The sequence below is a fragment of the Enterococcus sp. DIV0574 genome (assembly GCF_051711125.1).
GTDB lineage: Bacteria > Bacillota > Bacilli > Lactobacillales > Enterococcaceae > Enterococcus_D > Enterococcus_D gallinarum.
The window spans coordinates 1,970,480-1,989,601 of sequence record NZ_JBIOMA010000001.1 but is presented as its reverse complement, the minus strand read 5'-3'; the positions used below and the strand labels follow the sequence as shown (position 1 = coordinate 1,989,601).

At 41.4% G+C, this 19,122-nt stretch carries 21 protein-coding genes; 18 read left to right on the top strand and 3 right to left on the bottom strand.

Annotation, left to right across the window (positions count from 1 at the left end; genetic code table 11):
- Positions 1-22 precede the first annotated feature (22 nt).
- Together IGJ45_RS09655 and IGJ45_RS09650 are read right to left on the bottom strand one after the other, a co-directional pair.
- On the bottom strand, positions 23-334 hold the full coding sequence (locus IGJ45_RS09655; protein ID WP_029486733.1) for a DUF1827 family protein: 312 nt from the start codon (positions 332-334) through the stop codon (positions 23-25).
- A 163-nt stretch (positions 335-497) separates the two neighbouring features.
- Positions 498-2,750 carry an ATP-dependent Clp protease ATP-binding subunit gene (locus IGJ45_RS09650; protein ID WP_005471248.1) on the bottom strand — a complete coding sequence of 751 codons (2,253 nt, stop codon included), beginning with the start codon at positions 2,748-2,750 and terminating at the stop codon, positions 498-500.
- 250 nt (positions 2,751-3,000) lie between these two features.
- Between IGJ45_RS09650 and IGJ45_RS09645 the strand changes: the two genes are divergently transcribed.
- The 7 genes from IGJ45_RS09645 to IGJ45_RS09615 all read left to right on the top strand — a co-directional run bounded on the left by IGJ45_RS09645 (position 3,001) and on the right by IGJ45_RS09615 (position 9,093).
- Positions 3,001-3,183: a hypothetical protein gene (locus IGJ45_RS09645; RefSeq protein WP_005471251.1), complete on the top strand. Its 183-nt coding sequence runs from the start codon at positions 3,001-3,003 to the stop codon at positions 3,181-3,183.
- A 171-nt stretch (positions 3,184-3,354) separates the two neighbouring features.
- Complete coding sequence (locus tag IGJ45_RS09640; RefSeq protein WP_003126335.1) at positions 3,355-3,621, top strand: phosphocarrier protein HPr; 267 nt, start codon at positions 3,355-3,357, stop codon at positions 3,619-3,621.
- On the top strand, positions 3,621-5,348 hold the full coding sequence (gene ptsP, locus IGJ45_RS09635; protein ID WP_003126336.1) for a phosphoenolpyruvate--protein phosphotransferase: 1,728 nt from the start codon (positions 3,621-3,623) through the stop codon (positions 5,346-5,348). The genes IGJ45_RS09640 and ptsP overlap by 1 nt, the downstream gene beginning before the upstream one ends.
- Positions 5,349-5,553: 205 nt before the next feature.
- Positions 5,554-6,573 carry a glycosyltransferase gene (locus tag IGJ45_RS09630; protein WP_349703743.1) on the top strand — a complete coding sequence of 340 codons (1,020 nt, stop codon included), beginning with the start codon at positions 5,554-5,556 and terminating at the stop codon, positions 6,571-6,573.
- Positions 6,574-6,595: 22 nt separating this feature from the next.
- Positions 6,596-7,828: a glycosyltransferase family 4 protein gene (locus IGJ45_RS09625; protein WP_021149858.1), complete on the top strand. Its 1,233-nt coding sequence runs from the start codon at positions 6,596-6,598 to the stop codon at positions 7,826-7,828.
- Positions 7,829-7,902: 74 nt separating this feature from the next.
- Positions 7,903-8,778 carry an NAD(P)-dependent oxidoreductase gene (locus IGJ45_RS09620; protein WP_349703742.1) on the top strand — a complete coding sequence of 292 codons (876 nt, stop codon included), beginning with the start codon at positions 7,903-7,905 and terminating at the stop codon, positions 8,776-8,778.
- A gap of 84 nt (positions 8,779-8,862) precedes the next feature.
- A complete protein-coding gene (locus tag IGJ45_RS09615; RefSeq protein WP_003126341.1) occupies positions 8,863-9,093 on the top strand; it encodes a YkuJ family protein in 231 nt (76 codons plus the stop codon).
- A 90-nt stretch (positions 9,094-9,183) separates the two neighbouring features.
- Here the strand turns inward: IGJ45_RS09615 and IGJ45_RS09610 are convergent, their stop codons facing one another.
- Positions 9,184-10,140 carry a GIY-YIG nuclease family protein gene (locus tag IGJ45_RS09610; protein WP_349703741.1) on the bottom strand — a complete coding sequence of 319 codons (957 nt, stop codon included), beginning with the start codon at positions 10,138-10,140 and terminating at the stop codon, positions 9,184-9,186.
- Positions 10,141-10,442: 302 nt separating this feature from the next.
- Here IGJ45_RS09610 and fabT point away from each other — a divergent pair, with 302 nt between their 5' ends.
- The 11 genes from fabT to IGJ45_RS09555 all read left to right on the top strand — a co-directional run bounded on the left by fabT (position 10,443) and on the right by IGJ45_RS09555 (position 19,118).
- Complete coding sequence (gene fabT / locus IGJ45_RS09605) at positions 10,443-10,883, top strand: fatty acid biosynthesis transcriptional regulator FabT (protein WP_005471259.1); 441 nt, start codon at positions 10,443-10,445, stop codon at positions 10,881-10,883.
- Between the two features lie 9 nt (positions 10,884-10,892).
- Positions 10,893-11,855, top strand: a complete 963-nt coding sequence (locus IGJ45_RS09600) for a beta-ketoacyl-ACP synthase III (protein WP_029486739.1) — start codon at positions 10,893-10,895, stop codon at positions 11,853-11,855.
- Positions 11,856-11,902: 47 nt separating this feature from the next.
- On the top strand, positions 11,903-12,127 hold the full coding sequence (locus IGJ45_RS09595) for an acyl carrier protein (protein ID WP_003126345.1): 225 nt from the start codon (positions 11,903-11,905) through the stop codon (positions 12,125-12,127).
- A 125-nt stretch (positions 12,128-12,252) separates the two neighbouring features.
- The gene (fabD, locus tag IGJ45_RS09590; RefSeq protein ID WP_081132182.1) at positions 12,253-13,176 is read left to right on the top strand and encodes an ACP S-malonyltransferase; all 924 of its coding nucleotides are present in this window, start codon (positions 12,253-12,255) and stop codon (positions 13,174-13,176) included.
- Positions 13,177-13,185: 9 nt separating this feature from the next.
- Positions 13,186-13,923: a 3-oxoacyl-[acyl-carrier-protein] reductase gene (gene fabG, locus IGJ45_RS09585; RefSeq protein WP_003126347.1), complete on the top strand. Its 738-nt coding sequence runs from the start codon at positions 13,186-13,188 to the stop codon at positions 13,921-13,923.
- Between the two features lie 13 nt (positions 13,924-13,936).
- Entirely contained in the window at positions 13,937-15,175 is a 1,239-nt protein-coding gene (gene fabF / locus IGJ45_RS09580; RefSeq protein ID WP_003126348.1) for a beta-ketoacyl-ACP synthase II, read from the top strand.
- Positions 15,176-15,655, top strand: a complete 480-nt coding sequence (gene accB, locus IGJ45_RS09575) for an acetyl-CoA carboxylase biotin carboxyl carrier protein (protein ID WP_113849602.1) — start codon at positions 15,176-15,178, stop codon at positions 15,653-15,655.
- A gap of 12 nt (positions 15,656-15,667) precedes the next feature.
- Positions 15,668-16,087 carry a 3-hydroxyacyl-ACP dehydratase FabZ gene (gene fabZ, locus IGJ45_RS09570; RefSeq protein ID WP_029486743.1) on the top strand — a complete coding sequence of 140 codons (420 nt, stop codon included), beginning with the start codon at positions 15,668-15,670 and terminating at the stop codon, positions 16,085-16,087.
- A 7-nt stretch (positions 16,088-16,094) separates the two neighbouring features.
- Positions 16,095-17,459 (top strand): acetyl-CoA carboxylase biotin carboxylase subunit, encoded by a 1,365-nt coding sequence (locus IGJ45_RS09565; protein WP_113849603.1) that lies wholly within the window; start codon positions 16,095-16,097, stop codon positions 17,457-17,459.
- Between the two features lie 11 nt (positions 17,460-17,470).
- Positions 17,471-18,340 (top strand): acetyl-CoA carboxylase, carboxyltransferase subunit beta, encoded by an 870-nt coding sequence (accD, locus tag IGJ45_RS09560; RefSeq protein WP_081132187.1) that lies wholly within the window; start codon positions 17,471-17,473, stop codon positions 18,338-18,340.
- Positions 18,333-19,118, top strand: coding sequence for an acetyl-CoA carboxylase carboxyl transferase subunit alpha (locus IGJ45_RS09555; protein ID WP_113849604.1), 786 nt, complete (start codon positions 18,333-18,335; stop codon positions 19,116-19,118). The genes accD and IGJ45_RS09555 overlap by 8 nt, the downstream gene beginning before the upstream one ends.
- Positions 19,119-19,122 lie beyond the last annotated feature (4 nt).

Here is a 19,122-nt window from a genome sequence, read left to right as displayed (position 1 = left end):
TTTTATAGTGATTTCATTGGTATTAGGTTTGCGAAGAAAGCGATTTTTGGATAGAAATTTCTACAATATCTGGCATTTCAATAACTGAGATCGTTTCAGGTTCATAAGAACCAGGCGGTAATTTTTTCAAGAAGTAATGTTTGATTTCTTCAATTTCGGTAGGTTTGATTGCGCGTTTTTTGTTGATCAGCAATATTTCGTTGTGATTTGGGGCAGAAGTAAAGATGACTGTGATGTCTCCGGCAGTATATACTTTTACCATTTCAGCATCGGTATTTTCGAGCTGATTCATAACTAATCGAGAATGGCTGTTTGTCACATTGATCAATTTCACCATACTCACCTCACATTCTATGTATTTTTACTAATATTATAGGGCGTTTTTTTTAAAAAGAAAAGCCAGACAGCTTGAAAACCTTGGTTTTTTTGAGGTTATTCAGGCGTCTGGCATAGAAATCTAGACAAATAAGGTACGATGTCTGGCTGTTGCGAGGATTTTACTCATCATCAGATGGCTGTTTTTCTTGTTCCTTTGGCTCTTCGGGTGTGTCAACAGTTTTTGCTGTCACAATGATTTTGTCTTCAGAATCCAAAGTTGCTTGTAGATCATGGACTTGAGGATGATCAAGATAAAATTCTGCGATACCATCTTCGATATGATCTTGAATCGTTCGGCGTAATGGGCGAGCCCCCATCGTAGCACTATAACCAAGCTCTACCAATTTTTCTTGGACGTTTTCTGGAACTTCAATATGCAATTTTTGATTGGCTAAGGTTTGATTGACATCTGCGAGCATCAAAGAAACGATGGATAACAGATTTTCTTTGCTTAATGCTTTGAATTCAATGATGCCATCAAAGCGATTCAGAAATTCTGGTGTGAAGTAGTTATTTAACTGATTCAAGACAGATCGTGTGACACCTTCCCGGGCTGCTCCAAAACCAACATTGGCTTCTACTTTTCCAGTGCCGGCATTACTTGTCATGATGATCAATGTGTCTTTGAAGCTGACCGTGCGTCCTTGAGCATCAGTTAAACGACCGTCATCCAAGATTTGCAAAAACATATGCAGAACATCAGGATGAGCTTTTTCGATTTCATCTAAAAGAATTAAGCTATAAGGGTTACGACGGACTTTTTCCGTTAACTGTCCAGCTTCTTCATAACCAACATAACCAGGAGGAGAACCAATCAGTTTGGAGACACTGTGTTTTTCCATGTATTCTGACATGTCAAAACGAATCATTGATTCTTCAGAGCCAAACATTTCATAGGCAAGTTGTTTAGCAAGTTCTGTTTTACCAACACCAGTTGGTCCGACAAAAAGGAACGAACCGATCGGACGGCTTTGTTTTCCTAATCCCACACGATTACGACGGATCGCTTTAGCAACTTTATCGATTGCTTCATCTTGTCCGATTACATGCGATTTCAGATCTTGAGCTAAGTTTTTCAACTGAGTTTGTTCTTTTTCTTTGAGTTCGCCAACCGGAATGCCCGTCCGTTCTTCAACGATTTGCTCCATATCCTTTTCGGTGATCACGGGTGTTTCTTCTTCACTGATTTGACGTTCTTTCATTTTTTGCAGCTTATTGATTTGATCTCGGTAGTAAGCAGCTTTTTCAAAGTCTTCTTCTCTAGAAGCAGCTTGTTTTTGTTCTTCTGCTTCTTGCAATTTCTTGTCGATTGTTTTTGGATCGACAATTTGAATAGTCAGATTTTTTTTCGAGCCGGTCTCATCCAGAAGATCGATTGCTTTATCAGGCAAGAAACGGTCTTGGATGTAGCGATTGGAAAGGGTAGCAGCAGCTTTGATTGCCTCATCCGTATATCTTACATGATGGTAATCTTCATATCGAGGCTGTAATCCTTTCAAAATACTGATGGTTTCTTCTACAGAAGGTTCATCGACTCGGACAGGTTGCAAACGACGTTCTAATGCTGCATCTTTTTCAATGATGCGATATTCGTTCAATGTCGTTGCGCCGACCATTTGTAATTCGCCGCGAGCCAATGCTGGTTTCAGAATGTTTCCAGCGTCCATGTTGCCATCACCAGCAGCCCCTGCGCCCACGATCTCATGGACTTCATCAATGAATAAGATGACATTTTCGGCTTGTTTGATTTCTTCAATCAATTTTTGGATCCGCTCTTCAAATTGTCCGCGAATACCCGTTCCTTGAACCAGTGACGCAACATCTAAGCGAATCACTTCTTTATCCATTAGTTTTTGAGGAACGTCACCGTCGACAATTTTTTGTGCCAGACCTTCCACGACAGCGGTTTTACCTACACCAGGCTCACCAATCAATACAGGATTGTTTTTCGTTCGGCGATTTAAGATCTCGATCACCCGACGAATTTCATCGTCACGTCCTACGACTGGATCGATCCCGCCGTCTCGAGCTTGTTGTGTGATATTGATGCCGTATTCGCCTAAAAGACCAGAAGGTGCTTGGCCATTGCGCGGAGGTTGTCCGCCGATTATGCCGTTTCCTCCAGTTTGAGTTGGAGGCGTTTGTTCATAAGGTGAATTTCCTTGTTGCATTTGGCGAGACATTTGTCGAAAAAGGTCATCAAGATTTCCGAAGCCGAAGGGATCCTGAGCCATCATATTTGTTGGATTTCCAGATTGTGCTTTTAATTTTTGGTAACAACTTTGACAATAATCGAGTTGTTTTCTTTGACCATTGACATTGGCATAAAGATGAATAGAAGCTTCATTTTTACCGCAGTTTTGACAAAGCATATGTTCACGACCTTTCTTATCATTTGCTCATCTATCATTCTACCGCGATTTTTACTCATGGTAAAAAGATACACTTGCAGATTCGGTGAATAATTGTCAGCAGCGTCAAAAATTTCATTGACCTTTACTGACCATAACTTTATTATACAATTTTTTTTTCAGACTGCAAGGATTTCAGCTTTGATGGCGGAAACAACTTTTCCCTGAAAAAAGAATCGTTTATAATGGAGAAGATGAAGAGGTGATAGAGATGAATGAAAATCGATTTGTTGAACAAATTGAACAGTTGCGCTCTGGAGAAATCGACGAATTGCTGGTAGAACAATCCGAATTTCTGCTATTTCGAGAAGCATGGTTAAAATTGGAAGACCGCATGAAATTTGTCGGCGAGGCTGGCTTGAATGGCAAGATCATCTATCGGTACCAACCATAAAAACAAATATAGGTTCATTTCAGTCGTTTTCTTAAGAGAAAACGGTTGTCTATCAGAGAAAAAAATGGTAATCTTAACAGTTGAAAGGGCGTTTTTTTGAGTCTGACAATTGACTGAGTCAAAAAAAGCCTTCACCACAAAAAAACCGTATCATAAAGGAGATTGATCAATATGGAAAAGAAAGATTTTCACGTAGTTGCTGAGACAGGGATTCACGCACGTCCAGCTACTTTATTAGTACAAACAGCAAGCAAATTCAACTCTGATATCAACTTGGAGTACAAAGGTAAATCAGTAAACCTTAAATCAATCATGGGCGTTATGTCTCTAGGTGTTGGTCAAGGTTCTGACGTTACAATCACTGCTGAAGGTGCTGACGAAGCAGATGCAATCGCTGCAATCGTTGAAACAATGAAAAAAGAAGGTTTGTCTGAATAATGGTTGAGATGCTAAAAGGAATTGCTGCTAGTGATGGTGTAGCCGTTGCCAAAGCCTACCTGTTAGTACAACCTGATTTATCTTTTTCAAAAGTAAATGTTGAAGATACGGCAGCAGAAGAAGCTCGTTTAGATGAAGCACTAGCAAAGTCAACAGCGGAATTGCAACAAATCCGTGACAAAGCAGCGCAATCTTTAGGCGAGGCAGAAGCACAAGTATTTGATGCTCATTTAATGGTTCTGTCAGATCCTGAAATGATCGGACAAATCAAACAAAACATGGCAGATAACAAAGTCAATGCAGAAGCTGCATTGAAAGAAGTCACTGACATGTATATCGGCATGTTTGAAGCAATGGATGACAATGCATACATGCAAGAACGTGCAGCGGACATCAAAGACGTTGCGAAACGTATCTTGGCACATTTGCTAAATGTGACGTTGCCAAATCCTTCAATGATCAACGAAGAAGTTGTTATCGTTGCTCACGATTTGACACCAAGTGATACTGCGCAATTAGACCGCAACTTCGTTAAAGCTTTTGTAACGGATATCGGGGGACGTACCTCTCACTCAGCAATCATGGCTCGATCTCTTGAAATTCCTGCAATCGTAGGATCAAAAGAAATCACAGCTAAAGTGAATGCTGGTGATATTTTGGCAGTTAACGGAATCTTAGGAGATGTTATCATCAATCCTACTGAAGACCAAGCTGCTGAATTTATTGAAGCAGGGAAAGCTTACGCGGAACAAAAAGCAGAATGGGAAAAATTGAAAGATGCTCAAACCGTTACAGCTGACGGCAAGCACTTTGAATTAGCTGCAAATATCGGAACGCCTAAAGATCTTGAAGGTGTTCACAACAATGGTGCCGAAGCTGTCGGTTTATACCGGACAGAATTCTTGTACATGGATTCTCCTGATTTTCCTACAGAAGATGACCAATATGAAGCATACAAAGCAGTTCTTGAAGGAATGGCTGGTAAACCAGTCGTTGTTCGTACAATGGACATCGGTGGGGACAAAGAACTTCCTTACTTGAAATTGCCACACGAAATGAACCCATTCTTAGGCTATCGTGCGTTGCGTATCAGTTTGTCTGAGTTGGGTGACGGCATGTTCCGTACACAACTTCGTGCGCTGTTACGTGCTTCTGCTCACGGAAACTTGCGTATTATGTTCCCGATGGTGGCAACATTGAAAGAGTTCCGTACTGCGAAAAAAATGTACGAAGAAGAACGTCAAAAATTGATCGATGAAGGCGTAACTGTCTCTGAAGATATTCAAGTAGGTATCATGATCGAAATTCCTGCAGCAGCTGTCTTAGCTGACAAATTTGCCAAGGAAGTAGACTTCTTCAGTATTGGTACCAATGACTTGATCCAATACACAATGGCTGCAGACCGCATGAATGAACAAGTTTCATATCTTTACCAACCATATAACCCATCTATTCTACGTTTGATCAAAAACGTAATCGATTCAGCACATGCTGAAGGTAAATGGGCTGGTATGTGTGGAGAAATGGCCGGCGATCAAACTGCTGTGCCACTTCTAGTCGGTATGGGCTTAGATGAATTCTCTATGAGCGCAACTTCTGTACTTAAAACACGGAGCTTAATGAAACGCTTGTCAACAACTGACATGCAAGAATTAGCAAAACGTGCTTTGGAAGATTGCGATACGATGGAAGAAGTAGTCGAATTGATCAATCAATATGTAAAGTAGTTAAAAGTTAGCAGCAAGCGAATTCGCTTGCTGCTTTTTTGTGGTCTGGGAGCGAACAGTTTTGTCATATTGTTTTGGTGACCTTTGATAAACCAGCTTTTTGACGTATGATAGAAATCAATACAAAAACTAGGCATTGAGTTGGAGGGTGTTCTCCTCTAGCTATGTTATACTAGATGTAACAGTTTAGAAGGAGGAATCTCGTTTGAAAGTACTTCTCTATTTTGAAAGTGAAAAGCTTTTAGAGAAATCTGGTATCGGCAGAGCACTTGCGCATCAGCAACGTGCACTGAGCAGTATCGGTGTTGAATATACATTAGACAAACAAGCTGAGGATTATGATATACTTCATATTAATACGTATGGTATCAATTCGTTGAATCAAATCAATAAAGCAAGGAAACAAGGCAAAAAGGTAATTTACCATGCGCATTCGACTGAAGAAGATTTTCGAAATTCATTTATCGGCTCAAACCAGTTATCGCCATTATACAAAAAATATTTGATCAATTTATATTCCCGAGCCGATCAATTGATAACCCCAACGCCCTACGCAAAAGAACTTTTGGAAGGGTATGGCATCAAGGTACCGATCTGTGCGATCTCTAATGGGATTGATTTGGACAAATATCGTCCGGAACCAAAAAAAGAACAGGCTTTTCGCGACTATTTCCAATTGTCGGCGGATCAAAAAGTGATTATTTCTGTTGGCTTGTATTTTGAGAGAAAAGGAATTGTCGATTTTGTTGAGATTGCTCGCCGCATGCCAGAGTATACTTTTATTTGGTTTGGACATACACCTATGTATACGATCCCTAAAGCGGTTCGAGATCTCGTGAAAGAAAACCATCCTGAAAATGTTATTTTTCCTGGCTATATCAAAGGAGATGTCATTGAGGGGGCCTATTCTGGAGCAGATCTGTTTTTCTTTCCTTCCTATGAAGAAACAGAAGGGATCGTTGTGTTAGAGGCGCTTGCTAGTAAGCAGAAAGTTCTAGTGCGTGACATTCCTGTTTACCATGGTTGGTTGCAAGAGAATCACAATTCTTATATGGGACGGACAGTTGATGAGTTCGTTGAACAAATTGCTAACATCGTAGATGGTCGTGTACCAGATCTGTCAGCTGCCGGCTATCAAGCAGCTGCAGAACGGAGTATTGAAGAAATTGGAAAAGAGTTAAAGAAAGTTTATCAAAGCGTTTTAGAAGAAAAACCCGTTGATTGACGGCAAGTTTGGAGGTACCGTTGTGAAAATCGGATTTTTTACAGACACATATTTTCCGCAAGTGAGCGGTGTAGCGACATCGATCAAAACATTAAAAGAAGAGTTGGAAAAGAAGGGCCATAAGGTCTATATCTTTACGACTACAGATCCAAATGCAGAAATGGATGAGGAAGATATCATTCGTATGCCTAGTGTGCCTTTCGTGTCTTTCAAAGACCGTAGAATCGTGGTGCGGGGCATGTGGTATGCCTATTTGATTGCGAAAGAGTTGGAACTAGAACTGATTCATACCCATACTGAATTTGGTGCGGGACTACTGGGAAAAATGGTGGGTCGAAAACTACAGATTCCTGTGATTCATACCTATCATACAATGTATGAAGATTATCTGCATTATATTGCGAAAGGAAAAGTTTTGCGACCTACACACGTAAAGTATTTCTCTCGTCTGTTTGCCAATCATTCTACTGGGGTTGTCTGCCCGAGTGAACGGGTCATCGATACACTACGCAGTTATGGCGTTGTGTCGCCGATGCGCATCATTCCCACTGGTATTGAGGTAGAGAAATTTCGCCGTCCGGATATCACTCTGGAAATGAAACGAGCCTTGCGTCAAGAATTGGCGATTGAAGAAGACCAGCCGATGTTATTATCATTGAGTCGTATTTCTTATGAGAAAAATATCCAAGCGATCGTTGATGGACTGCCTGATATTCTAGCAGAAATTCCTTCAGCCAAATTAGTGATCGTGGGCAAAGGGCCTTACAAAGAAAAATTGGAAGAAAAAGTTCAAGAAATGAACTTGTCTGACCATGTTCATTTTGTTGGAGAGGTTGCAAATGATGAAGTCGCCATCTATTATCATGCAGCAGATTTCTTCGTCAGTGCTTCTACTTCAGAGACACAAGGACTGACGTATACAGAAGCAATGGCAGCAGGTACGCCTTTAGTCGTTGAAGGCAATGATTATTTAAATACATTGATCGATGATCCATCTCTTGGTGTGACCTTTGACACCGATCAAGATTTTGCTTCTGCATTTATTCATTATTATCAACAGCAGATTCCTAGGGATGAAAGTGTCTTAGCACGAAAAATGTATGAAATCTCTGCGGCACACTTTGGTGAATCGATGCTTTCTTTTTACCATGATATGATTGCTTACTATGAGACAGAACGCCTAGACAAGGAAACCGAAGAAACATTGAAAAAATTCAAAGTCAAATTGAAATCATTTAAACGAACAATTGATTAAACATTATTGCAGTCAAGTTCACGTTTTTAGCGTATACTAAAGACGTGAATTTTTTTATTTTTGGAGGTATGACTATGAAGCTAGGTTTTATTGGAACGGGTGTCATGGGCCAATCAATGGTCGGTCACTTTTTAGCAAGCGGACATCATGTAAATGTGTTTAATCGTACAAAAAGCAAAACAGACGAATTAGTCGCTAAGGGAGCGGTTTGGTGTGATACGCCTGAAATAGTTGCTGCTGAAAGTGAAGTTGTTTTCACAATGGTCGGCTATCCTGCAGACGTTGAGGAAGTTTACTATGGAGAAAAGGGGATTTTTCAAACCGATGTCGCGGCAAAATATTTAGTTGACTTTACAACTAGTACGCCAAAATTAGCAGAACAAATCTATCAAACGGCAAAAGAGCAAGGTGCGGCAAGTATTGATGCGCCAGTTTCTGGTGGTGACCTTGGAGCAAAAAATGGAACGTTGACGATAATGGCGGGTGGTGACGAGGAAGCCTATCAAAAAGTTGAACCACTATTTGAGATTGTCGGAAAAACGTGTCATCTTCATGGCTCTGCCGGCAAAGGCCAGCACACAAAAATGGCTAATCAGATCATGATTGCTGGCACCATGACTGGAATGACTGAGATGCTCGTCTATGCCGATAAAGCAGGTTTAGAACTTCCGCAAGTCATTGAGACATTATCTGGTGGCAGCGCCGCAAACTGGTCATTGGCCAACTACAGCCCCCGTATTTTGAAAGAAGATTTTTCACCTGGTTTTTTTGTCAAACATTTTATCAAAGATTTAGGTATCGCACTTGATGAAGCAGCGAAAATGGGACTGGATTTGCCAAGTACGGCTTTGGCAAAAAAAATGTACGATCGCTTAGCGGAAGCTGGCTATGAAAGTGATGGGACTCAAGCCCTGATTAAGCTTTGGTGGCAAGATGGAAAAAAATCTTAAAATGACAAAATAAATTGTAAAAAATCAATGCAAGATAGAATATGATTTGATACAATATAACGGACAGAAAAAGGAGGCTTACGAATGAAAAGTTCGCAATTAGTCGCTATCATCAAACGTTTAGAAGCGATGGTCGAAGCGCAAGACAACGAGGTTCAAGTTCGCCGTTTCGAAAAAGAAGGCGTAGAAAAATGCACAGTGACCTACGATAACACCACAGAAACGTTTGAGTTAACGGAAGCAGAGTCAAGTCAGCCTTATCAATTTGATAATATTGATATTGTAGCCATGGAAATTTATGATTTGATCCAATAAACGTATCAGCGTTCAGATGAAAAATGCCATACGCATTGCCAGCGTTCCTCTTTAAGGAGCGCTGGTTTTTTGTTGCAATCATTTGAGCGTTTAGGTATTTGAGAGCACAAAATTTAATTGTCTTAACTGGCGCAAAATTATATGTAGAGGGTCAAGGTCTGTTGGCAGCAATCGTTTAGCTGTTGTTAAAGGTGCTGGAACATAAGCATCAGAGGTTGATACAACTTCGCTATGAATGATTTGTCCAAAAGAGAGTTGATAGACTTTTACTTGTGATGAATCGGCAGCAAGAGAAGCTTCAAGAGAGGTTTCAAGAGGAATCTCAAAGCGAACTTCTGGGAGAGCGATCAGAGTATTCACCTCGAGAATTTCTCGATAAAAGGATTGAAGCAATTTTTTTTGGTACAGTAGTTGATCTGCCTGTTCAAAAAGTAACTGTTCCGCAAAATAATGCAATCGTTGGTCGAGATAACGAAATATTGTCTTGCTTTCTGCACGAAAGAAAAGTTTCAGCTCATTCAGTTTTTCTTCCAAAGGAATAGTTTGCATCAACGGCAACTGTTTGGACAACGAGAGAAGTTTATAAGGATTGACAGAAGGTAATTGATACGTTTCTGTCAATATCTCAATGATTTCCGGCAATTGCTTGGATCGGCGAAAAGGTCCTATTGCATCCTCTGCTGCCTCATTTGTTCGAACAATGTTTCCTGCATCAAAGCGGATGTATTGGTAATTAAGAAAGTTGGTCATTTGACGGTTATAAATGGGACGATGTTGCTGAATCAACTGACATTCTAACAATAGCGCATCGAGTTCTGTGTCTACGAAAATTGTTTCGAAATCTACGACATTGTGAACTAAACGCAGAATCTTGTTTGTATGCTGTGTATTTTTGCGAAAATAAGAAGAAACTCGTTGTTTCAATTGCTTAGCTTTTCCAACATACAGAATTCCGCCATGAGAATCTTTCATTAAATAAATCCCAGGTTTTTGGGGTAACGCATTTGCTTTTTGCTTTAAGTATTCGATCCGTGCGTTGATGTCCATCACCTCATTTCTACACTGCAACGATACCAAAATTTAAGGTGCAGAACAAGTGATGTTCTGACACGATAATCATTTTCGTGAAATGATGGAAGAAATCTTTGATAATCAAAATAATTTTTAACTACTCGATTCTCTGGTAATTGTCAACTTAAAAACTTGTGAAGGTTAGAAAAGCGTACTGAAAATAAAAATGCGCTTAAAAAAAATAAAAATCAAAAAATTTTCTTGCAATTCTCTAAAAGTTACTTTATAGTTTGACTATCAAATGATTTGATTATCAAACTATTCGGATGGTGAAAGATATGGAACCAAATTTAGAAACGGTCAACGACTATTTAGTCAGTGTCTTCAATGACATTCTCGTGATCGAAGAATCAGAATTAAAGAAATCACAATTTAAAGATCTTTCAATCACAGAAATGCATACGATTGAAGCAATCGGCATGTACAAGAAGAAAACAACTTCAGAAGTCGCTAAAGAGCTTTCTATTACTGTTGGGACCCTCACCATTGCAATCAATCGTTTGGTTAAAAAAGAATATGTAGAACGCATTCGCAGTGAAGACGATCGACGCGTAGTCAAACTTGCGTTGACAAAAAAAGGCAAATTGCTTTATCGGGTACATCAACATTTTCACCGTGAGATGGTCAAAGGCGTTCTAAGCCAGATGTCTACGGATGAAGAGCAAGCTTTACTTAAAGCCTTAAAAAATCTGCATGACTTTTTACAAGATTATAAGTGAGTGTAACGGATGAATATGTTTGGAAAGATTACCGCAACAGCAAGCTATGTTCCTGAACAAATCGTGACGAATCAGCAACTTTCAGAAATTATGGATACATCAGATGACTGGATTTTTTCACGTACAGGAATCAAAGAACGTCGAATTAGTAATGGAGAAAATACTTCCGATTTATGTACGAATGTTGCTACGAAACTTTTGGCATCAAGGGGACTTGCTCCAGATGAATTGGACTTTATCCTAGTAGCGACCATCACTCCGGATTTCAATACACCGGCAGTTGCTTGCCAAGTTCAAGGGAATATTGGCGCCCATCAAGCTTTTGCTTTTGATATCAGCGCAGCTTGTGCCGGATTTGTTTATGCATTGTCTTTAGCAGAAAAATTGATTCGGACCGGTTCTAAAAAAGGGCTCGTCATTGGCGGTGAAGTGCTGTCAAAGGTCTTGGATTGGGAAGATCGTTCAACCGCAGTTTTATTTGGAGACGGGGCAGGCGGGGTGCTTTTAGAAGCAACCAACCATCAGCATCTCTTGAAGGAATCGCTGCAGTCTGATGGAACCAGAGGACTCTCTCTGACATCAGGTTTTGTTGAAAATAAGAATCCTTACGGAAGTTCGTCAACCCAATACAGTGCTTGTATGCAGATGGTTGGTCGTGAAATTTTTGATTTTGCGACACGCGATGTCGTTCAATCCATTCATGCAATCAGTGAGCATGAATCGGTAGATTATTACTTGTTGCATCAGGCCAATTCCCGAATCTTAGATAAAGTGGCTCGGAAATTAAAGGTCCCGCGACATAAGTTTTTGCAAAATATGCAATTTTATGGCAATACTTCAGCCGCTTCAATTCCGATTTTGTTAGATGAAGAAGTGAAACGCGGCACGCTGTCTTTAGGCAGCGGACAAAAAGTGGTGTTCTCAGGTTTCGGCGGCGGATTAGCATGGGGGACCATGCTGGCAGCTTTATAGCCTGTTCACAATCAATATTGAAGAAAACACATTGGAGGAATATACACATGGTATTCGAAAAAATTCAAGAAATCGTAGCAGAAGAATTAGGAAAAGAAAAAGAAGAAATCAAATTAAACACAAACATTCAAGAGGATCTTGAAGCAGACAGCTTAGACCTTTTCCAAATCATTAACGAGATCGAAGATGAATTCGATGTAAAAATCGAAACTGAAGACGGCATCAAAACTGTCGAAGATCTAGTTAAATACGTTGAAAAACAACAAGCATAAAAAACGAGGCTAGGCAAACAGCCTAGCCTTTCCTTGTAATAGAAAGAGTGTGTTTCATTCGCTGTGATCTGCGAGTGAAGATGCCATTTTCTCCAAAATCTTTCAGTTCAAAAAAGGAGTTTAAAATGAAAACAGCATTTTTATTCAGCGGTCAAGGAGCCCAATATGTAGGAATGGGTCAGGAGTTATATCAGCAAGAATCAAGTGTTCAACAAACCTTTGCGGAAGCAAGTGAGATGCTCGGCTATGATATGACTGAACTATGTTTTACTGAAAATGACCGTTTGAATCAAACTGAATATACGCAGCCAGCCATTTTAACCGTCAGTGTGGCTTTTTGGCGTTTGTTAAAAGAAAAAGGTCTCCAGGCCGATGCTTTGGCTGGTTTGAGCTTAGGTGAATATTCCGCATTAGTAGCAAGCGGCGCATTAGACTTTCAAACTGCTGTAGCCCTCGTGCAAAAACGCGGCAAGTTTATGGCAAATGCCGCACCGCAGGGTGTGGGTAAAATGGTCGCTGTGATGAATACTCCGGCTGAAACCATTGAGGCGATTTGTAAAGAAGCTAGCCAAGTAGGGATCGTTTCGCCAGCTAATTACAATACGCCGCAGCAAATTGTCATCGGTGGGGAAGTAGCTGCGGTTGACCAAGCCGTTCAGTTATTGCAAGCGGCGGGAGCCAAACGAATGATTCCATTAAATGTCAGCGGCCCTTTCCATACGAAACTTTTAGAACCTGCTTCTAAACAACTTGCTCAAGAGCTGGCGAAAATTGAAATCAAAGATTTACAGGTGCCGGTGATCAGCAACACGACTGCGAAACCGATGAAACAAGAACAAGTCAAAGAATTATTAGAGAAGCAAGTCAAATCACCTGTGCGTTTTTATGAAAGCATCGAGCAGTTGAAACAAATGGGAATTGAGCAGATGATCGAGATCGGTCCCGGAAAAGTATTGACCGGTTTTTTGAAAAAAATCGATAAAACCATTGCTGCTTCGAGAGTGGAAGATGCTCAAACACTTTTTGACACACTTTCAAGGTTTGATTAGGAGGAATTTATGGAACTGACAAATAAAAATGTCTTTATTACTGGTAGTTCAAGAGGGATTGGCTTTGGCATTGCAGAAGCATTTGCCAAAGAAGGAGCCAATATCGTATTGAATGGGCGGAAAGAGATACCTCAAACTCTTATAGAGACGATTACCCGTTTTGGTGTGAAATGCATCGCAGTCAACGGTGATATATCCGAATACGATCAAGCTGTTTCGATGCTTGCACAAGCGGAAGCGGAATTAGGACCGATCCACATTTTAGTCAACAACGCAGGAATCACCAATGACAAGTTATTGTTGCGCATGAAACCAGAAGAATTTGAAAGTGTATTGAAGATCAATTTGACTGGAACCTTCAACATGACGCAAGTAGCTCTCAAAAAGATGATGAAACTACGCGAAGGACGCATCATTAATTTGACTAGTGTCGTAGGATTGACTGGCAACATTGGTCAAGCAAATTATGCAGCAAGTAAAGCTGGCGTGATTGGTTTTACCAAATCAGTTGCCCGCGAAGGAGCGGCTAGAGGCATTACCTGTAATGCGATCGCACCAGGATTTATTGAAACGGAGATGACCGCAGTTCTTTCTGATAAGGTAAAAGAACAATCGATCAATAATATTCCGTTGCAGCGATTTGGTGCTGTAGAAGATGTCGCAAAAGCTGCGGTTTTTTTGGCCCAAAGCGCTTATATCACAGGTCAAGTAGTCAGCGTAGATGGCGGAATGGCCATGCAAGGATAGAAAGGAGATACTTATGAATCGAGTAGTTATTACAGGATACGGTGTGACTTCCCCAATTGGGAATGATCCAGAAACATTTTTAGCTAGTTTGCAAAATGGAACCAATGGGATTGGCCCCATCACCAAATTTGACGCCAGTGGAACAGGGATTTCAGTAGCAGCTGAAGTCAAAGAGTTTCCACTAGAAAAATACTTTGTCAAAAAAGATACGAAACGGATGGATCTTTTTTCGATTTATGGGATCTATGCTGCCCTTGAAGCAATGAAAATGGCGGGTTTGAATTCTGAAGCGTTAGATGCCGATCGATTCGGTGTCATGGTCGGATCAGGTATTGGAGGTTTGCCAACTATTCAAGACCAAGTGATTCGAATGCATGAAAAAGGTGCAAATCGTGTGTCTCCAATGTTTGTGCCCATGTCGATCGTCAACATGGTGGCAGGAAACATTGCATTGCGTGTGGGGGCAAAAGGCATTTGTACAACTACGGTCTCTGCTTGTGCATCCGGAACTCATTCGATTGGTGAAGCTTTCCGCAATATCAAACATGGTTATGCAGACGTGATGATTGCTGGCGGATCTGAATCAACGATTTGTGAGATTGGTATCGCTGGTTTTGCTTCTTTAACGGCATTAACAACGGAATCTGATCCAGACAAAGCATCCACACCATTTGACAAAAACCGCAGCGGGTTTGTGATGGGAGAAGGTGCTGGGGTTTTGATTCTAGAATCATTTGAACATGCCCAAAAGCGCGGAGCGAAGATTCTCGGGGAAGTTGTTGGCTATGGTGCCAATTGTGATGCCTACCATATGACTGCACCGAATCCTGACGGTTCAGGTGCTGGAAAAGCAATGAAACTCGCGATGTCTGAAGCAGCGATCACTCCAGCCGAAGTTGGCTATATCAATGCTCACGGAACAAGCACACCAGCTAATGATGTAGCTGAAGCTACATCGATCCAATATGGTTTAGGGGACGACTATCGCAAACCTTACGTCAGCAGTACAAAATCTATGACAGGACATCTATTGGGGGCAGCAGGAGGAATCGAAGCAATTGCCTCGCTTTTAGCATTGCAGCATCAATTTATTCCACCGACCATCAATGTTCGTGAACAAGATCCTGAAATCGACTTAAATATTGTGAAAAACCAAAGCCAGCCAGCAGAAATTACGTATGCAATGAGTAACTCACTAGGTTTTGGCGGACACAATGCAGTCATCTTATTGAAACGTTGGGAGGAAGCTTAATTGGAAACAAATGAAATCAAGGATCTGCTTTCCCAATTTGATCAGTCCTCTTTGACTGAATTGCAGCTCAAAAAAGAAAACATCGAACTTTATTTTAATAAAAATTCGTTCAGTAGCCGTCAAGTATCATCCGAGAGTTCAGATGTCAAAGTTGAAAGCATCCCTGCAGCTACACCAGTACCAAGCGTACAACCAACAGCTGCTGGAACCGTCGAGGTTAGTTCAGAGCCAATTATAGCGGGAACGGAGATCGTTTCACCTTTAGTGGGTGTGGTTTACTTAAAACCTAGTCCTGAACAAAGCCAATTCAAACAAATCGGCGATTCTGTCAAAAAAGGGGATGTCCTTTGTATCGTTGAAGCAATGAAAGTAATGAATGAAATTGTTAGCGATGTTGATGGCGAATTAGTTGAAATCTTAGTTGAAAATGAGCAGATCGTTGAATACGATCAACCATTATTCCGTGTGAAAGAAGGGTAAGCTATGTCAGTTATGTCAATTCAAGAAATCAAAGAAATCATTCCCCATCGCTATCCTATGCTCTTAGTGGATCGCATTGAAGAACTAGAAGAAGGAAAACGGGTGGTAGCAAAGAAGAACGTGACCATCAACGAACCTTTTTTTCAAGGCCATTTTCCTCATGAACCAGTCATGCCTGGTGTATTGATCGTTGAAGCAATGGCCCAAGCGGGGGCAGTTGCACTCTTGTCTTTACCGGATTTTCGAGGTAAAACCGCTTATTTCGGCGGACTTGATAAAGCAAAATTCCGCAAAAAAGTAACACCAGGAGATACATTGATCTTAGAAGTAGAAATACTCAAGGTAAAATCTGCAGCAGGAATCGGCAAAGGGATTGCCTATGTTGATGGCAAAAAAGTTGCAGAAGCAGAACTTACCTTCATGATTGGATAGGTGAAAAATGTTTTCTAAAGTATTGATAGCTAACCGTGGTGAGATCGCTGTTCGCATTATACGTGCTTGCCGCGAACTTGGGATCCAAACGGTCGCAGTTTATTCAGAAGCAGATAAAGAAGCGTTACATGCAGAACTTGCCGATGAAGCCATTTGTATTGGCCCGGCGAAAGCAGCAGACTCTTATTTGAATGTGCAACAAATATTAAGCGCCGCGATCGTTACCAAAGCTGAAGCCATCCATCCCGGATTTGGTTTCTTATCAGAAAATAGCCGTTTTGCATCTATGTGTGAAGAATGCAATATTGTCTTTATTGGTCCTAAGAGTGAAACAATCGATGCAATGGGGAACAAAATCAATGCCCGACGGTTGATGATCGAAGCACAAGTGCCAGTGATCCCCGGCAGTCAAGGAGCGATTTCTGATGTGAAAGAAGCATTGACGATCGCTGAAGAAATTGGCTATCCAGTGATGCTTAAAGCAGCAGCAGGCGGTGGTGGTAAAGGCATACGTAAAGTATTGACAAAAGAAGAATTGCCGCAGCATTTTTCTTCCGCTCAGCAAGAAGCAAAAGCCGCTTTTGGTAATGATGAAATGTATATTGAGAAAATCGTGTATCCCGCAAGACATATCGAAGTCCAAGTTTTAGGAGATTCTTTTGGGAATATCATTCACTTGGGCGAGCGGGATTGTTCTTTACAACGGAACAATCAAAAAGTTTTGGAAGAATCGCCATCGGTCGTAATATCAGCTAGTAAACGTCAAGAACTAGGAGCTGCAGCAGTTCGCGCCGCTCAGGCTGTTGACTATCGCAATGCTGGTACAATCGAATTTCTGATGGATGAAGCTGGCGAATTCTATTTTATGGAAATGAATACTCGCATCCAGGTGGAACATCCGATCACAGAAATGGTGACCAATATCGATCTCGTAAAAAAACAAATTGAGATTGCTAGCGGTGAATCGCTGGATATCAAACAAGAAGATGTCAAAATGCAAGGTGCTGCCATCGAGTGTCGTATCAATGCGGAAAATCCAGCCTTTAATTTTGCTCCTTCCCCTGGAAAAATTCATAATTTATTTTTACCTGGAGGAGGTCTGGGCGTTCGTGTGGATAGTGCCATGTACTCTGGATATACGATTCCTCCTTACTATGATTCGATGATTGCAAAGGTCATCGTTCATGGAGAAAATCGATTTGAAGCATTGATGAAAATGCAGCGAGCTTTGGCTGAATTAGTGACTGAGGGTGTAGTGACGAATGCAGAATTCCAAATGGATCTGATCGGTCATCCAAAAGTGATTGCCGGAGACTACAACACAGCCTTTTTACAAGAGGAATTCTTGCCAAACTGGACGCCTGAACAATAGGAGGGAAGAGAATGGCTTTATTTAAAAAGAAGAATTACATTCGCATCAATCCTAATCGCGGCCAGGCACCTGCCAATGAACCAACAGTGCCCGACAATCTTTGGGCGAAATGTCCCAGCTGTAAACGGACCTTATATACAAAAGAAATGGGCGCAGAAAAAGTCTGTCCTCATTGTGGCTATAATTTCCGTATCAGTGCCTGGGAAAGAATCGCATTAACGATCGACGAAAAAAGCTTGGAAGAATGGGATACAGATGTGAAAACAGAAGATCCTCTCAACTTTCCTGATTATCTCGAAAAAATAGCTTCCGTACAGGAAAAAACTGGTCTTCATGAAGCCGTGTTAACTGGAGAAGCGACAATCAATCAGCAACCTGTGGCAATAGGAATCATGGATTCCAACTTTATTATGGGAAGTATGGGAACTGTCGTAGGTGAAAAAATCACTCGATTGTTTGAGCGAGCGCTTGCGAAGAACTTACCCGTTGTATTATTCACTGCTTCTGGTGGTGCACGGATGCAAGAAGGGATTTTTTCATTGATGCAGATGGCTAAGATCTCTGCAGCAGTGAAGCGTCATAGTGAAGCCGGTTTATTTTATTTGACAGTCTTGACAGATCCAACTACCGGAGGCGTAACAGCAAGTTTTGCAATGGAAGGAGATGTGATTCTCGCTGAACCGCAGGCATTGATTGGGTTTGCGGGGAGACGAGTGATCGAACAAACGATTCGACAAGAACTGCCAGAAGACTTCCAAAAAGCAGAGTTCTTGTTGGAACATGGTTTTGTCGATCAAATCGTTCCACGGACACAATTAAGGGAACGAATTTCCCAATTGCTTAAATTGCATACGACAAAGGGGTGGATGACAAATGATTGAAGCGGCACATGAGATCGTTGAGTTAGCCCGCAGCAAAGATCGTTTGACGGCACTTGATTACTTTGAACATGTTTTTAGCGATTTTCAGGAATTCCATGGGGATCGTCTCTATGCCGATGATGAAGCTGTTGTGGGCGGGGTCGCTACCTTAGATGGGAAACCTGTGACAGTGATCGGTATCCAAAAAGGGCGGAACCTGCCAGAGAACCTTCGACGAAATTTTGGTGCTCCTCATCCAGAAGGTTACCGAAAAGCGTTGCGGCTAATGAAACAAGCGGAGAAATTTCAACGGCCTGTTATCACATTGATCAATACAGCAGGTGCCTATTGCGGCGTCGGCGCTGAAGAGCGTGGCGAAGGAGAAGCGATTGCGCGCAATCTCTTAGAAATGTCAGATTTAAAAGTACCAATCTTGGCAATCATTATTGGCGAAGGCGGCAGTGGTGGAGCTTTGGCATTGGCTTTAGGGGATGAAGTATGGATGATGGAACATTCTATCTATGCGATTTTATCCCCGGAAGGCTTTGCATCGATCCTCTGGAAAGATGGAAGCCGTGCGAAAGAAGCTGCCGGACTCATGAAAATAACAGCGCAAGAGTTGCACAAGCTTGGAGTGATCGAAAAAGTGATTCCCGAGACCATCGACGGTGAACTGTTGTCGAAAGAGACAGTGATCGCGGAAATGCGATCGGCAATCACCAAAAAGATCGCTGCTCTCGCACAAAAGAATATAGACCAACTCCTTGCTGAGCGCTATCAGCGTTTTCGCAAATTTTAATCAT